Here is a 14,854-nt window from a genome sequence, read left to right as displayed (position 1 = left end):
CTTGTTGGACATTAACAGTTTTGAATTTATGAAAATCGGGCTTGCTTCTCCGGAAAAAATTCGCTCTTGGTCCCGCGGAGAAGTAAAAAAACCGGAAACCATTAACTATCGTACTTTGAAACCGGAAAAAGAGGGCTTGTTCTGCGAGCGCATTTTCGGACCGCAAAAGGACTGGGAATGTCATTGCGGTAAGTACAAACGCGTGCGTTATAAAGGTGTTGTCTGCGACCGTTGCGGCGTTGAAGTTACACGTGCCAAGGTTCGTCGTGAACGTATGGGTCACATCGAATTGGCTGCTCCGGTTTCTCATATCTGGTATTTCAAAGGGATTCCTAGCCGCATGGGGCTGGCCCTTGATATGTCTCCAAGATCGCTTGAAGAGATCATCTACTTTGCATCTTATGTTGTAACTGATCCAGGTGAAACACCGCTGGAGAAGAAACAACTGTTGTCCGAGAAAGAATACCGCAGCTATCGTGAAAAATACGGTTACGGATTCCAAGCCGGCATGGGTGCTGAAGCGGTTAAGAAGCTTCTTCAAGATATCGATATCGATAAAGAACTGGAATTCCTCAAAGAAGAGCTGCGCACTGCTCAAGGCCAACGTCGCAACCGTGCGATCAAACGCCTTGAAGTCATCGAAGCTTTCCGTAACTCCGGTAACAAACCTGACTGGATGATCATGGATGTGCTCCCGGTTATTCCTCCTGAGCTTCGTCCGATGGTTCAACTTGATGGTGGCCGTTTTGCTACGTCTGACCTTAATGATCTGTATCGTCGAGTAATTAACCGTAACAACCGTCTGAAAAGATTGTTGGACCTCGGTGCACCTGATATTATCGTGCAAAATGAAAAGCGCATGCTTCAAGAGGCAGTGGATGCCTTGATCGATAATGGGCGTCGTGGCCGTCCTGTAACAGGTCCTGGTAACCGTCCGCTCAAATCGCTCAGTCATATGCTGAAGGGTAAACAGGGACGTTTCCGTCAGAACTTGCTCGGTAAACGTGTTGACTATTCCGGCCGTTCCGTTATCGTTGTAGGCCCTTATCTCAAAATGTACCAATGCGGTCTGCCTAAAAAGATGGCACTCGAATTGTTCAAACCGTTTGTAATGAAAGAACTCGTTAACAAGGGTCTAGCCCATAACATCAAGAGTGCAAAACGTAAGGTAGAACGTGTCAGCCCAGAGGTTTGGGATGTGCTTGAAGATGTAATCAAGGAGCATCCGGTTCTCTTGAACCGCGCACCTACGCTTCACAGACTTGGTATTCAGGCCTTTGAACCGATCCTGGTAGAAGGTCATGCTATCCGTCTTCACCCACTCGTATGTACGGCTTACAATGCCGACTTTGACGGTGACCAAATGGCGGTGCACGTTCCTCTGTCAGCAGAGGCTCAGGCTGAAGCACGTATCTTGATGCTTGCATCCGGCAACATTCTGAACCCTAAGGATGGCAAACCGGTAGTTACACCTTCCCAGGATATGGTCCTTGGTACTTTCTATTTAACCATGGATAACAAGGAAGAAAAGGGAAGCGGTATGATTCTGCGTACTGTGAATGAGGCTGTTTCAGCTTACCAGCGTGGAACTGCAGGTCTGCATGCACGCGTAGCTATTCCTGCTAAAGCTCTCGGCAAAACATGCTTTACGGAAGCACAGCAGAATGCAATGCTTATCACAACTGTCGGTAAGATTATCTTTAATGAAATCTATCCGAGCAGTTTCCCGTATATCAACGAAGCAACCAAAGCAAATCTGCTGCAAGGTACACCGGAGAAATATTTCATTTATGAAAAAGGTGCGGATATCCGCGAATTGCTCATGGATCTGCCGGACGCCAGTGCAGTAGGTAAGGAATATTTAGGTCTGATTATTGCGCGTTGTTTTGAAATTTATCATACAACTAAGACTTCCATGATTTTGGATAAAATCAAACAACTCGGCTTCACGTACTCTACTCGTTCCGGTGTTACAGTAGCCGTATCGGATGTAATTGTACCTGAGGAAAAAGTAACCATTCTTAAGGAATCTGAAGCCAAGGTTGATGTGGTTGCCAATCAATACCGTCGTGGTCTGATTACCAATGATGAGCGGTATGACCGCGTTATTGAAATCTGGTCGAAGACGAAGGATGATCTTACGAATATCCTGCTTAAGTCTATGGACCGGTTCAATTCCATCATGCTCATGGTTGACTCCAAGGCGCGTGGTAACAAATCACAGATCACTCAGCTGGGTGGTATGCGTGGTCTGATGGCCACACCTTCAGGACGGATTTTCGAATTGCCAATCAAGGCGAACTTCCGTGAAGGCCTTACAGTCCTCGAGTACTTTATCTCTACCCACGGAGCTCGTAAAGGTCTGGCCGATACAGCGCTTCGTACAGCGGACTCAGGTTACCTGACCCGTCGTCTCGTTGACGTGGCACAGGATGTTATTGTTCGTGAGGAAGACTGTGGAACCGACAAAGGCTTCACTGTCAGCCGGATTCAGGATGGTAAAGAGGTTATTGAGGATCTGTACGACCGTATTGAAGGTCGTTACTCTTTCGAAACAGTCCGTCATCCTGAGACGAAGGAAATTATCGTTAACCGTAACGATCTGATTGACTCCGACAAGGCTGAGGAAATTGTGAACGCAGGTGTAACCAAACTGCAGATTCGTTCCGTACTGAGCTGCCGTGCTCGTCACGGTGTCTGCAAGAAATGTTACGGACGCAATCTGGCAACTGGCAAACACGTGGATATTGGTGAGGCTGTAGGTATCATCGCCGCTCAATCCATCGGTGAGCCAGGAACCCAGCTTACCATGCGTACGTTCCATACCGGTGGTGTAGCCGGTGATGACATCACGCAAGGTTTGCCTCGTATTCAAGAGCTGTTTGAAGCCCGTAACCCTAAAGGTCAAGCGACAATCAGTGAAATTGACGGGGTAATTAAGGAAATCCGCGAAACCAAGGACCGTCGTGAAATCGAGGTACAAGGCGAAGCTGAATCCAAAACCTATTCTATTACCTACGGCTCGCGTCTGCGTGTTAGTGAAGGCCAGGAGATCGAAGCTGGGGATGAACTGACAGACGGTTCGATCGACCCGAAAGAAATGCTGCGCATCAAAGGGATTCGCGGGGTACAAAACTACATTCTGCAAGAAGTACAGCGTGTATATCGTAACCAGGGCGTAGAAATTAATGATAAGCACATTGAAGTTATGATTAAGCAAATGCTGCGCAAGATCCGCATCATTGAAGCTGGTGATACGAATCTGTTGCCAGGTGCTTTCTCGGATATTCATGAGTATGAGGCTGCCAACAAGGAAGCCATTCTATCTGGTAAAGAGCCTGCAGTTGCCAAACCGGTGCTGCTGGGTATCACCAAAGCTTCGCTTGAAACAGACTCCTTCTTGTCTGCGGCTTCTTTCCAGGAAACCACTCGTGTCCTGACAGATGCTGCAATCAAAGGTAAAGTGGATAAACTTCTCGGCCTGAAAGAAAACGTTCTGATTGGTAAGCTGATTCCTGCCGGTACGGGTATGAACCGTTATCGCAATGTCACGCTTAGCGATCCGAATGAAGAAAGCAAGCTGGAAGCTTTAGAGACGGTTCCTGCTGAATAACAAAATAATCACCGCTGGCAGTATACTCGCGTCACGATTCTTTTAAATCGTGACGCGGCTGTCTGCGGTGAATATTAATAAAATTATTACCGAATTTCTTGACATCAGAAGATGATAATGCTAATATGTCTAAGGTGCGTGAGTAGCCTTGTTATTCTTGATCATTGGAGGTAATCTTTTATTATGACTGATGATATGGGACTGCAGGATGCTCAGGTCAAGATCGGTACCAAACAAACCGTTAAGGCGGTTGAGTTGGGCCAAGCTGCAGAAGTCTATGTGGCGGAGGACGGAGATCAACGGCTTACTTCAAGAATTGTAATGCTTTGCAACAAACAAGGTGTGAAGATCACTTATGTGGACACCATGCTGAATTTGGGCAAGGCCTGCGGTATAGAAGTTGGTGCTGCTATGGCAGCCGTCTTAAAACAATAGCAAGGGAATTGTTTTTGTACCGGGGTGAACTCCGGGAGCAAAGACTTTTCATTTGTCCTTTTATGAACCGCCTGGGTCTGTGGACTTAAAGTTCGTGAATGGATTATCATTTCAGGAAGGGGGTGGCACAACATGCCAACTATTAATCAACTGGTTCGTAAAGGCCGTCAAGCCAAAATCGAAAAGTCCAAATCTCCCGCTCTTCAAAAAGGGTTCAATGCCCTGAAGCGTGAGGCTACAAACTTGAGCGCTCCGCAAAAACGCGGTGTATGCACTCGTGTAGGCACAATGACACCACGTAAACCAAACTCCGCACTTCGTAAGTATGCCCGTGTTCGTTTGACGAACCGTCTTGAGGTGACTGCTTACATTCCGGGGATCGGACATAACCTTCAAGAGCACAGTGTAGTATTGCTGCGCGGAGGTAAAGTTAAGGACCTTGCAGGAGTTCGTTACCACATCGTACGTGGCGCTCTGGATACTGCAGGCGTAGCTAACCGGATGCAGGCTCGCTCCAAGTATGGTGCGAAACGTCCTAAGGCTAAGAAATAAGATTGCAACACCTGAATAATAAACATTTAAGAAAGGGGGATATCCATGCCACGCAAAGGTCCAGTTACTAAGAGAGATGTATTGCCAGATCCATTGTATAATAGCAAGTTGGTTACTCGTTTGATCAACCGTATTATGCTGGGTGGTAAAAGAGGTGTCGCTCAAAGCATTCTGTACAATTCGTTTAAATTGATCCAAGAACGTACTGGCAAAGAACCGATGGAAGTTTTCGAAGCAGCCATCAAGAATATCATGCCGGTATTGGAAGTGAAAGCTCGTCGTGTCGGCGGTGCTAACTACCAAGTACCTATCGAGGTTAAACCTGAGAGACGTACTGCTCTGGGATTACGTTGGCTCGTGAACTATTCACGTAACCGCGGCGAGAAGACTATGGAAGAGCGTTTGGCGGCTGAGATCATCGACGCTTCCAACAACACAGGCGCTTCCGTTAAGAAACGCGAAGATACGCACAAAATGGCTGAAGCGAACAAAGCGTTTGCTCACTACCGCTGGTAGGATCTAAAGCCGTTCAAATAACTTATATTTTGAAGGGAGACCCATTTCATGGCAAGAGAGTTCTCCTTGAAAAATACACGTAATATCGGGATCATGGCACATATTGATGCTGGTAAGACCACTACCACTGAGCGGATTCTATTCTATACAGGCCGTACGCACAAAATCGGTGAAGTTCACGAAGGTGCTGCAACAATGGACTGGATGGAACAGGAACAGGAGCGCGGGATCACAATTACTTCCGCTGCTACAACTGCTGCATGGAAAGGTCACCGCATCAATATCATTGATACTCCGGGACACGTTGACTTCACGGTTGAAGTTGAACGTTCCCTTCGTGTATTGGATGGGGCAGTAGGCGTTTTCAGTGCGAAAGAGGGCGTTGAGCCTCAGTCTGAAACTGTATGGAGACAGGCTGACCGTTATGGTGTTCCCCGTATCGCATATGTCAACAAAATGGATATCATCGGTGCGGACTTCCTTAACGTTGTAGAAAGCATGCGTGATCGTTTGCAAGCCAATGCAGTAGCAATTCAGCTGCCAATTGGTGCCGAAAACGACTTCACTGGTATCATTGACCTGGTTGAGCAAAAAGCTCATATCTTCAAAGATGATCTTGGTCAAAATATCGAAATTACGGAGATTCCTTCTGACTATCTGGAGCAAGTTGAAACACTCCGTCTCGAGCTGATCGAGAAGGTTGCTGAACTTGACGAAGATCTGACTATGAAGTACCTGGAAGGCGAAGAAATTACGGTTGATGAGATTAAGGCTGCATTGCGCAAAGGCGTTTGTGACGTTAAAATCTTCCCTGTAATTGTCGGATCCTCTTACCGTAACAAAGGTGTTCAGCTGATGATGGACGCTGTTGTTGATTACTTGCCATCTCCTCTGGATGTACCTGCTATTCAAGGTCATCTGGATGACGGTACTGAAGCGGTTCGCCACTCTTCGGATGAAGAACCATTCTCAGCACTTGCATTTAAAATCATGACAGACCCTTATGTTGGTAAACTTACGTTCTTCCGTGTATACTCCGGTGTACTGGAATCTGGTTCTTATGTAGTGAACGCTACTAAGAACAAACGTGAGCGTATCGGCCGTATCCTGCAGATGCATGCGAACAGCCGCCAAGAAATTTCCATCGTTTATTCCGGTGATATCGCGGCAGCTGTTGGTCTGAAAGACACAAGTACAGGCGATACCCTCTGTGATGAAAAACATCCGGTAATCCTGGAGTCGATGAACTTCCCTGATCCGGTTATCGAAATCGCAGTTGAACCAAAAACCAAAGCTGACCAGGATAAATTGGGCGTTGCTCTCGGTAAGTTGACTGAAGAGGATCCAACTCTTCGTGCACATACTGATGAAGAAACAGGCCAAACCATTCTGGCAGGTATGGGTGAGCTTCACCTTGATATTATCATCGACCGTATGCGCCGCGAATTCAAAGTAGAAACCAATGTGGGTAAACCACAGGTTGCTTACCGCGAAACGTTCAAAGCGCCAGCACGTGTCGAAGGTAAATTCGTTCGCCAGTCCGGCGGTCGCGGTCAGTATGGTCACGTATGGGTTGAATTTGAACCTCTCGAGCCAGGTACTGGCAGCAAATTCGAAAGTAAAGTTGTCGGTGGTTCTGTTCCAAGAGAATACATCGCTCCTGCACTTGCCGGTATTGAAGAGCAAATGAAAAACGGCGTTCTTGCAGGCTTCCCGCTTGTAGACGTTAAGGCTACCATCGTAGATGGTTCTTATCATGATGTTGACTCCAACGAAATGGCGTTCAAAATTGCCGGTTCGATGGCACTCAAAGCGGCTAAAGAGAAGTGCAAACCTGTACTGCTCGAGCCAATCATGAAAGTGGAAGTAACTGTCCCTGAGGAATATATGGGTGATGTTATGGGTATGCTGAACTCCCGACGCGGTAGAATCGAAGGTATGGATTCCCGTGGTGGAGCGCAAATTATTCGTGCAAAGGTGCCTCTTTCCGAAATGTTCGGATACTCCACAACCCTCCGTTCCGGTACTCAAGGACGCGGCGTATTCTCAATGGAGCTTTCTCACTATGAAGAAGTACCTAAATCCATTGCAGAAGAAATCGTATCCAAGAACAAAGGCGGAGAATAATATCCATTTTTAACTTGCCGTCCGGATAGCAACACTCAGTCATCTAGAATTACATGTTAGCGGGCGGCTCAAATATAAGGAACCCCACATTAAGGAGGAACTGTTCAAATGGCAAAGGCAAAGTTTGAACGTAACAAACCACACGTTAACATCGGTACCATTGGTCACGTCGACCATGGTAAAACGACTCTGACTGCTGCAATCACTACTGTATTGTCCAAAAAATACGGTGGCGCTGCTGTAGCATTCGACCAAATCGACAAAGCTCCTGAAGAACGCGAACGTGGTATCACTATTTCCACAGCTCACGTTGAATATGAAACTCCTAACCGTCACTACGCACACGTAGACTGCCCTGGACACGCCGACTATGTTAAAAACATGATCACTGGCGCAGCGCAAATGGACGGAGCAATCCTGGTTGTATCCGCAGCTGACGGCCCTATGCCACAGACTCGTGAACACATCCTGCTGTCCCGCCAAGTAGGTGTTCCTTACATCGTCGTATTCCTGAACAAATGCGACATGGTTGAAGACGAAGAGTTGCTTGAACTCGTTGAAATGGAAGTTCGCGACTTGCTGAGCGAATACGACTTCCCAGGCGATGATACTCCAATCATCCGTGGATCTGCTCGTGAAGCTCTGCAGAACCCTGACGGCGATTATGCACAGAAGATCGTTGAAATGTTCGAAACGATCGACACGTACATCCCGCTTCCAGAACGTCAGACTGACAAGCCTTTCTTGATGCCTGTCGAAGATGTATTCTCCATCACTGGCCGCGGTACTGTGGCAACTGGTCGCGTAGAACGCGGAACAGTTAAAGTCGGAGAAGAAATCGAAATCGTTGGTATCCACGAAGAAAAGAAAAAATCCGTTGTTACAGGCGTTGAAATGTTCCGTAAATTGCTCGATTCCGCTCAAGCGGGCGACAATATCGGTGCACTCTTGCGTGGTGTAGACCGTAACATGATCGAGCGCGGCCAAGTATTGGCTAAGCCGAACTCCGTTAACCCACACACTGAGTTCACTGCTCAGATCTACGTTCTGACTAAAGAAGAAGGCGGACGTCACAAACCATTCTTCACTGGTTACCGTCCACAGTTCTACTTCCGTACAACTGACGTAACTGGCATCATCAACCTGCCAGAAGGTACTGAAATGGTTATGCCTGGTGACAACATCACTGTAACTGTTTCCCTGATTTCCCCAATCGCTATTGAAGAAGGTACTAAATTCTCCATTCGCGAAGGCGGACGTACAGTTGGTGCCGGTTCCGTAGCTTCCATCCAAAAATAATTTGGCTCTATCCGTTAGGATAGATCTGAACTACAAAAGCAGGGATTCTTCTAACGAAGAGTCCCTGCTTTTTTGCGCAAAAAAACTCTACTTCCAAGAAAATATGGAAGTAGAGCTGGAGCAATATACTATATCTCTTTGGAGTACTGTGAATTAGGGATTTTGCTTAATACTACATGCAGGCTTGCGGGCTGGACGCTGGTGTTTTTATAAGCGAAAGATTCATCACCGGCTATATGCAAAGTCTCGCCTTCTGTAAAGGGATAGTCAAGATCATTCACTTGAATGGTCCCATCACCTTTTAAAGCTAAAATATATACATCGGATCCAGGATGTTTATGCACGGGTAACTGCTGACCAGGCATAAAATTAAGTATAAAGACCAAGCTTTCTCCTTTTTGAAAAAGTATTTTCTTGGTAAAACGCTCATCTTGATACTGTATTGCTTCTGTTGTGTTTTTTTTCTCCATGTTATTCCCTGCTTTCGATTATTTGATTTGTTCTAATTACAGTTTAACCTCATATTCACAGTGCTCATGACCGGTTGCGTTACATTTGACTTCTTTTACAGCAACTTTTCTTCCCAATATTTTGGTGAGAGCTCCTTCTAGAATGGCCCCTTCCAGGTCACAGATCATTTTCTCCTCGGCAAGGTTGGGAAGACCTTTGCAGAAGCAATCTTCGACAGCTATGTTTATTTTGTGCTTATCAGAGTGGACTATCCGAGGAATACCAATCTTAAGGGCTTCAAATAGTAATAGTAGATCCTCGACGGAGGTAGCTGGCAGACTCTCACCAATTTTCCTTCCTATTGTAAGAGTGGTTCCCTTGCCGCCGAGCGGTAAACCTTGATTTAAACCAATAAGGCGAATGGTTCGGAATAACTCCAAGGGTACCATATCTCCTAGTTGTGAGCGGTCCATCTTCTTCATATCTTCAAAGGTATATTGCAGCTTCACTGATTTCATCTCCTTCTTGCTAATAACTCTTTATATTTATATTTTGCAGGATTTAAAGGAAACTTTCCTTGATGTGGATCAAGTTTTTTGGTTTTTGTGCGAGTAGTCACTCGACTCCCTTTGTATTTTTGATATCTTGTGAGAAGAGTAAAGGAATGGGATGTGTAGACAATGAAATGTGATACTTGTGATTCGCTATCCTGTGTCAAAGGAGTTCCAGTATTTAAGACTATTCCAGATGCTGAATTATCCGTAATACAATCTATTATCGAAACTTACCACTACAATAAAGGGCATCAGGTATTTCGGGAGGGAGAAGAATCAGATGCATTGTTTGTGGTGAAGAGCGGTTTGATCAAACTAACTCAATGTAATGCTGAAGGAAAACAGCATGTAGTAAGATATCTTTTTCCAGGAGACTATTTCGGACAGTTTGCATTGCTGCATCATAAAAAGAATAATTTCACGGCGGAGATTGTTGAAAGTGGGAGTATATGCCACATGCGGCGTGAAGATTTTCTGCCCCTTCTAGAACAAAACTCTTCTTTGGCTTTCAGTTTTCTAATGTCAATGAGTGAACAGCTACAGCTGGCAGAAGAGACGGCAGGAGTCATGCATATGTATGAGGTAGAAAAACGGCTTGCGAGACTTCTGGTACAATTTGCACAAGGTAACACTTCCAGGGATCCAGACAAAGTCCATAGATATGTCCTAGAATTGCCTTCAGCAAAAAAAGAAATCGCAGCCATGATTGGAACAACTGCAGAAACCTTAAGCCGTAAACTGCACAAATTAATAAAGGTGAATATTATTACTTTAAACAATAGAAAAGTGGAGATACTTGATATGGACTCTCTTTTACGTATAGGGGGATTAGTATAGAAGATCTTAGTATTTTATAGTGTGTTTCAGGGCAGATTAGACCGTCAGTGAGCAATATATATCTATGTTTAGCCTATATAATAGAAAGAAGCAATTAATGAAAAAAAATTGTACTGTTTTTGTGTTTTCACTTGCAATGTTGCTGTCTATTATATATAATAATAAATGTTGTTCTGAGACGTTGCGATGATGTGAGAGGTTACTGACACACCCGGCCCCTTTGCCATGAGGTCGACGTCAGAAAATTTTCACGGAGTATGTCCGATAATAAATTGGGCGATAGAAGGAGGGACTAAAATGGCAAAGCAAAAAATTCGTATCCGCTTGAAAGCATACGACCACAGAATTCTTGATCAATCCGCAGAGAAAATCGTTGAAACAGCAAAACGTTCGGGTGCTGGTGTATCCGGGCCGATTCCGTTGCCAACTGAGAAGCAAATCATTACTATTCTCCGTGCGGTACACAAGTACAAGGATTCCCGTGAACAGTTTGAACAACGGACTCACAAACGTTTGATCGATATTGTGAATCCAACACCACAAACTGTGGATGCCTTGATGCGCTTGGATCTACCGTCCGGTGTAGATATCGAAATCAAATTGTAATACTATCATTAAGTAATTGAGAAAAGAAAAGAGGTGTCAACATTGAAAGGTATCTTAGGAAAAAAACTCGGTATGACTCAAGTGTTTACTCCAGAAGGTAATGTAATTGCCGTTTCGGTAATCGAAGCTGGACCTTGTGTGGTACTGCAAAAGAAAGACCTGAATATCGACGGATATGAAGCAGTGCAGTTGGGCTTTTCCGATAAGAAGGAAAGTCGCTCTAACAAGCCTGAACAGGGTCACGCCAAAAAGGCAAATGCAACACCTAAGCGCTACGTTCGCGAAATTCGCGGTGTTGACCTCGGGTCACTCGAGGTTGGACAAGAGCTTAAGGCTGACATCTTCGCAGAAGGCGAGTTTGTTGACGTAACAGGTACTTCGAAGGGTAAAGGTTTCCAGGGTAACATCAAACGTTGGGGACAAAGCCGCGGACCAATGGCACACGGATCGCGTTATCACAGAAGACCGGGCTCCATGGGTTCCATTCAAGCTAACCGTGTTCCTAAGGGCAAACGCCTGCCAGGACATATGGGTCACACGACTGTAACGGTTCAAAAGCTTGAAATCATCCGAGTTGACGTAGAACGTAATGTATTGCTGGTTAAAGGTGCGATTCCTGGACCTAAAAACAGCTTCGTGAAAGTTAAACAAACCGTTAAGAAATAATTTCTGAAGAAAGGAGGAACATGAAATGCCAAAAGTAACACTTTTTAATACTAGTGGTAACGAAGTTGGTGAAGTTGAGCTGAGTGAATCGGTTTTCGGTATCGAACCGAACGTACATGTGCTGCATGAAGCAGCGCTTATGCAAAGAGCTTCCCTTCGTCGTGGTACACACAAAGTAAAAGGACGTTCTGAAGTGCGTGGCGGCGGACGTAAGCCTTGGAAACAAAAAGGTACAGGTCGTGCTCGTCAAGGCTCCATTCGTTCTCCACAATGGAAAGGCGGCGGCGTAGTCTTCGGACCAACACCACGCAGCTACTCCTGGAAATTGCCTAAGAAGGTTCGTCGGTTGGCCATCAAATCCGCGTTGTCCTCGAAAGTACTTGAGAATGACATCATCGTATTGGATAGCTTGACTATGAGTGCTCCGAAGACGAAAGAATTCGCAGCTATTCTGAATAACCTGAAAGTGGGCAGCAAAGCCCTTATCGTAGCTCCTAGCTATGATGACAATGTAGCACTTTCCGCTCGTAACATCCCTGGGGTGAAATTCGTAGCGGCTGACGGCATCAATGTTCTTGACGTACTGACGTACGACAAACTGATTATCACTAAAGAAGCAGTTCTGAAGGTAGAGGAGGTGTTCGCGTAATGAAAGATCCGCGTGATATTATCAAGCGTCCGGTGATTACGGAACGCACATCCGAATACATGAGCGAATTGAAATACGCTTTTGAAGTGGATATCCGTTCTAACAAGACCGAAATCAAAAAAGCTGTTGAAGCTATTTTTAAAGTTAAAGTTGTTAGTGTGAACACAATGCGCGTACCTGGCAAACTGAAACGTTACGGCAAATATTCCGGTTATACTCCGGAGTGGAAGAAAGCCATCGTTAAGCTTAGCCCGGACAGCAAGCCGCTCGAATTCTTTGAAGCGGTAGAATAATACTCTTAAAGTAAGGAGGAAACTATAGTGCCAATCAAAAAGTACAAACCGACCTCTCCGGCAAGACGCAACATGTCTGTGTCTACGTTTGAAGAAATCACAACAAACCAGCCAGAGAAATCGTTGCTTGCGCCGCTGAGCAAAAAAGCGGGACGTAACAACCAAGGTAAAATTACGGTTCGTCACCATGGCGGCGGACACAAACGTAAATATCGTATCATCGATTTCAAACGGACTAAAGACGGCATACCAGGTAGCGTTGCTACGATCGAGTATGACCCGAACCGTACTTCCAACATTGCTTTGATCCACTATGCAGATGGAGAGAAACGTTACATTATCGCTCCTAAAGGTCTGAAAGTTGGGGATAAAGTTGAGTCCGGCCCTGCGGCTGACATCAAAGTTGGTAACAGCCTTCCCCTGGAGAACATTCCGGTAGGTACAGTTATCCACAACATCGAGTTGAAACCAGGTAAAGGCGGACAATTGGTTCGTGCTGCTGGTACAGAAGCTCAGTTGCTGGGTAAGGAAGAAAAATACGTATCTGTTCGTTTGAACTCCGGTGAAGTGCGCAGAATCCTCAGCGTATGCCGTGCAACGATTGGTTCCGTAGGTAACGAAGATCACGAGCTGATCAAAATTGGTAAGGCCGGACGCAGTCGCTGGCTTGGCCAACGTCCAGAAGTACGCGGTGTAGTAATGAACCCGAATGACCACCCACACGGTGGTGGTGAAGGTCGCGCTCCTATCGGACGGAAATCGCCTATGTCTCCTTGGGGCAAACCAACCCTCGGCTACAAAACGCGCAAGAAAAACAAGGCATCTGATAAATATATCGTTCGCCGCCGCACAAAATAAGACGCTTCTGGTGAGTTAGCTTAACGCGAAGCGTCGATTCGCGGTTTGAAGAACCGGATGAAGGGAGGATTCACACATGGGTCGCAGTTTAAAGAAGGGGCCATTTATTGATGGCTACCTGCTGAAAAAAGTTGAGGATTTGAACGAGGCTGATAAAAAAGTTGTAGTTAAAACTTGGTCCCGTCGCTCAACCATTTTCCCTCAGTTTATCGGACATACGTTTGGTGTATATGACGGCCGCAAACACGTGCCTGTATACGTAACGGAAGATATGGTAGGTCACAAGTTGGGCGAGTTCGCGCCAACACGTACTTACAAAGGCCACGCGGGTGACGATAAGAAAACTAGAAGATAATTAACGTCTTCGTTTGAGAGGAGGGAAAACAATGGAAGCAAAAGCACATGCTAGATCGGTGCGGATTTCCGCTCGCAAAGCGAAATTGGTTATTGACTTGATTCGCGGCAAGCAAGTGGGGGAAGCAATTGCAATTCTTCGCCACACTCCAAAATCCGCTTCTCCGGTAGTTGAGAAATTGCTTAACTCGGCGATCGCCAATGCTGAGCACAACTACTCAATGGACGTGAACAGTTTGTTCGTTAGCGAAGTTTTCGTTAACCAAGGTCCTACTATGAAACGTTTCCGTCCGCGCGCCATGGGCCGCGCAAGCCGGATCAATAAACGTACCAGCCACATTACTTTGGTGGTATCTGAGAAATAAGGGAGGGATAACACGTGGGTCAAAAGGTAAATCCAGTCGGACTCCGAATCGGAATTATTCGTGATTGGGAATCTAAATGGTATGCAGGTAAAGATTTCGGTACTCTTTTAATGGAAGACGTCAAAATCCGGGAATACCTTAAAGGTAAGTTGAAGGATTCCTCTGTATCCCGTATCGAGATTGAAAGAGCGGCTAGCCGAGTGAACGTTACAATTCACACTGCTAAACCAGGTATGGTAATTGGTAAAGGCGGAGCTGAAGTAGAAGTACTTCGCAGCGCAGTTACAACTATCGCTGGCGGCAAAAAAGTTCACATCAACATCAATGAAATTAAACACCCTGAACTGGATGCTATTCTGGTTGCTGAAAGCATTGCACAACAATTGGAACGTCGCGTATCCTTCCGTCGTGCACTGAAACAAGCGATTCAAAGAACTATGCGTTCCGGCGCAAAGGGAATTAAAACTCAAGTAGGCGGACGTCTTGGCGGCGCTGAGATTGCCCGTTCAGAAGGTTATAGCGAAGGAACAGTTCCACTTCATACGCTTCGTGCCGATATCGACTACGGAACGGCTGAAGCACATACAACTTACGGCCGCATCGGCGTGAAAGTATGGATCTACCGTGGAGAAGTTCTTCCCCCAGCTAAGAAACAAGCTGCTCAGGAAGGAGGCAACTAA

General features: G+C 45.8%; 17 protein-coding genes. 15 read left to right on the top strand and 2 right to left on the bottom strand.

The genetic code is table 11. From position 1 onward, the window contains the following. Nucleotide 1: 1 nt before the first annotated feature. The 6 genes from rpoC (at nucleotide 2) to tuf (ending at nucleotide 8,542) form a co-directional block, all read left to right on the top strand. The gene (rpoC, locus tag ACAN54_RS28700; RefSeq protein WP_379163858.1) at nucleotides 2–3,613 is read left to right on the top strand and encodes a DNA-directed RNA polymerase subunit beta'; all 3,612 of its coding nucleotides are present in this window, start codon (nucleotides 2–4) and stop codon (nucleotides 3,611–3,613) included. 183 nt (nucleotides 3,614–3,796) lie between these two features. Beyond that, nucleotides 3,797–4,048 (top strand): ribosomal L7Ae/L30e/S12e/Gadd45 family protein, encoded by a 252-nt coding sequence (locus ACAN54_RS28695; protein WP_020427076.1) that lies wholly within the window; start codon nucleotides 3,797–3,799, stop codon nucleotides 4,046–4,048. A 132-nt stretch (nucleotides 4,049–4,180) separates the two neighbouring features. Continuing rightward, nucleotides 4,181–4,600 carry a 30S ribosomal protein S12 gene (gene rpsL / locus ACAN54_RS28690; protein WP_020427075.1) on the top strand — a complete coding sequence of 140 codons (420 nt, stop codon included), beginning with the start codon at nucleotides 4,181–4,183 and terminating at the stop codon, nucleotides 4,598–4,600. 45 nt (nucleotides 4,601–4,645) lie between these two features. Next, complete coding sequence (gene rpsG, locus ACAN54_RS28685) at nucleotides 4,646–5,116, top strand: 30S ribosomal protein S7 (RefSeq protein ID WP_020427074.1); 471 nt, start codon at nucleotides 4,646–4,648, stop codon at nucleotides 5,114–5,116. Nucleotides 5,117–5,164: 48 nt separating this feature from the next. Beyond that, nucleotides 5,165–7,243 carry an elongation factor G gene (gene fusA / locus ACAN54_RS28680; protein ID WP_379163853.1) on the top strand — a complete coding sequence of 693 codons (2,079 nt, stop codon included), beginning with the start codon at nucleotides 5,165–5,167 and terminating at the stop codon, nucleotides 7,241–7,243. A gap of 108 nt (nucleotides 7,244–7,351) precedes the next feature. Continuing rightward, complete coding sequence (tuf, locus tag ACAN54_RS28675; protein WP_379163850.1) at nucleotides 7,352–8,542, top strand: elongation factor Tu; 1,191 nt, start codon at nucleotides 7,352–7,354, stop codon at nucleotides 8,540–8,542. Nucleotides 8,543–8,670: 128 nt separating this feature from the next. Here the strand turns inward: tuf and ACAN54_RS28670 are convergent, their stop codons facing one another. Continuing rightward, nucleotides 8,671–9,012: a cupin domain-containing protein gene (locus tag ACAN54_RS28670; RefSeq protein WP_379163847.1), complete on the bottom strand. Its 342-nt coding sequence runs from the start codon at nucleotides 9,010–9,012 to the stop codon at nucleotides 8,671–8,673. Nucleotides 9,013–9,048: 36 nt separating this feature from the next. Next, nucleotides 9,049–9,510 carry a V4R domain-containing protein gene (locus ACAN54_RS28665; RefSeq protein ID WP_379163844.1) on the bottom strand — a complete coding sequence of 154 codons (462 nt, stop codon included), beginning with the start codon at nucleotides 9,508–9,510 and terminating at the stop codon, nucleotides 9,049–9,051. 162 nt (nucleotides 9,511–9,672) lie between these two features. Here ACAN54_RS28665 and ACAN54_RS28660 point away from each other — a divergent pair, with 162 nt between their 5' ends. From ACAN54_RS28660 to rpsC, 9 genes are all read left to right on the top strand, one after another. After that, on the top strand, nucleotides 9,673–10,383 hold the full coding sequence (locus tag ACAN54_RS28660; RefSeq protein WP_379163841.1) for a Crp/Fnr family transcriptional regulator: 711 nt from the start codon (nucleotides 9,673–9,675) through the stop codon (nucleotides 10,381–10,383). Between the two features lie 297 nt (nucleotides 10,384–10,680). Further along, the gene (gene rpsJ / locus ACAN54_RS28655; RefSeq protein WP_017692074.1) at nucleotides 10,681–10,989 is read left to right on the top strand and encodes a 30S ribosomal protein S10; all 309 of its coding nucleotides are present in this window, start codon (nucleotides 10,681–10,683) and stop codon (nucleotides 10,987–10,989) included. A gap of 42 nt (nucleotides 10,990–11,031) precedes the next feature. Next, nucleotides 11,032–11,655 (top strand): 50S ribosomal protein L3, encoded by a 624-nt coding sequence (gene rplC, locus ACAN54_RS28650; protein WP_036721840.1) that lies wholly within the window; start codon nucleotides 11,032–11,034, stop codon nucleotides 11,653–11,655. A gap of 25 nt (nucleotides 11,656–11,680) precedes the next feature. Next, nucleotides 11,681–12,304 (top strand): 50S ribosomal protein L4, encoded by a 624-nt coding sequence (gene rplD / locus ACAN54_RS28645; protein WP_379163837.1) that lies wholly within the window; start codon nucleotides 11,681–11,683, stop codon nucleotides 12,302–12,304. Further along, nucleotides 12,304–12,597, top strand: coding sequence for a 50S ribosomal protein L23 (rplW, locus tag ACAN54_RS28640; protein ID WP_039298634.1), 294 nt, complete (start codon nucleotides 12,304–12,306; stop codon nucleotides 12,595–12,597). The genes rplD and rplW overlap by 1 nt, the downstream gene beginning before the upstream one ends. A gap of 27 nt (nucleotides 12,598–12,624) precedes the next feature. Next, entirely contained in the window at nucleotides 12,625–13,455 is an 831-nt protein-coding gene (gene rplB / locus ACAN54_RS28635; protein WP_379163834.1) for a 50S ribosomal protein L2, read from the top strand. A gap of 76 nt (nucleotides 13,456–13,531) precedes the next feature. Continuing rightward, complete coding sequence (gene rpsS / locus ACAN54_RS28630; RefSeq protein ID WP_039298640.1) at nucleotides 13,532–13,810, top strand: 30S ribosomal protein S19; 279 nt, start codon at nucleotides 13,532–13,534, stop codon at nucleotides 13,808–13,810. Between the two features lie 31 nt (nucleotides 13,811–13,841). After that, entirely contained in the window at nucleotides 13,842–14,174 is a 333-nt protein-coding gene (gene rplV, locus ACAN54_RS28625) for a 50S ribosomal protein L22 (protein ID WP_154970576.1), read from the top strand. Between the two features lie 14 nt (nucleotides 14,175–14,188). Then, complete coding sequence (gene rpsC, locus ACAN54_RS28620) at nucleotides 14,189–14,854, top strand: 30S ribosomal protein S3 (RefSeq protein ID WP_019908229.1); 666 nt, start codon at nucleotides 14,189–14,191, stop codon at nucleotides 14,852–14,854.

It is taken from the genome of Paenibacillus diazotrophicus (assembly GCF_042610465.1).
Note: the sequence above shows the minus strand (reverse complement) of the source record. Positions and strands in the feature narration are given on the sequence as shown.

What these genes read in the sequence shown, in the direction of transcription:
- ACAN54_RS28695 (WP_020427076.1), top strand. Translation starts at nt 3,797, where the DNA reads ATGACTGATGATATGGGACTGCAGGATGCTCAGGTCAAGATCGGTACC.
- rpsL (WP_020427075.1), top strand. Translation starts at nt 4,181, where the DNA reads ATGCCAACTATTAATCAACTGGTTCGTAAAGGCCGTCAAGCCAAAATC.
- rpsG (WP_020427074.1), top strand. Translation starts at nt 4,646, where the DNA reads ATGCCACGCAAAGGTCCAGTTACTAAGAGAGATGTATTGCCAGATCCA.
- fusA (WP_379163853.1), top strand. Translation starts at nt 5,165, where the DNA reads ATGGCAAGAGAGTTCTCCTTGAAAAATACACGTAATATCGGGATCATG.
- tuf (WP_379163850.1), top strand. Translation starts at nt 7,352, where the DNA reads ATGGCAAAGGCAAAGTTTGAACGTAACAAACCACACGTTAACATCGGT.
- ACAN54_RS28670 (WP_379163847.1), bottom strand. Translation starts at nt 9,012, where the DNA reads ATGGAGAAAAAAAACACAACAGAAGCAATACAGTATCAAGATGAGCGT.
- ACAN54_RS28665 (WP_379163844.1), bottom strand. Translation starts at nt 9,510, where the DNA reads ATGAAATCAGTGAAGCTGCAATATACCTTTGAAGATATGAAGAAGATG.
- ACAN54_RS28660 (WP_379163841.1), top strand. Translation starts at nt 9,673, where the DNA reads ATGAAATGTGATACTTGTGATTCGCTATCCTGTGTCAAAGGAGTTCCA.
- rpsJ (WP_017692074.1), top strand. Translation starts at nt 10,681, where the DNA reads ATGGCAAAGCAAAAAATTCGTATCCGCTTGAAAGCATACGACCACAGA.
- rplD (WP_379163837.1), top strand. Translation starts at nt 11,681, where the DNA reads ATGCCAAAAGTAACACTTTTTAATACTAGTGGTAACGAAGTTGGTGAA.
- rplW (WP_039298634.1), top strand. Translation starts at nt 12,304, where the DNA reads ATGAAAGATCCGCGTGATATTATCAAGCGTCCGGTGATTACGGAACGC.
- rpsS (WP_039298640.1), top strand. Translation starts at nt 13,532, where the DNA reads ATGGGTCGCAGTTTAAAGAAGGGGCCATTTATTGATGGCTACCTGCTG.
- rplV (WP_154970576.1), top strand. Translation starts at nt 13,842, where the DNA reads ATGGAAGCAAAAGCACATGCTAGATCGGTGCGGATTTCCGCTCGCAAA.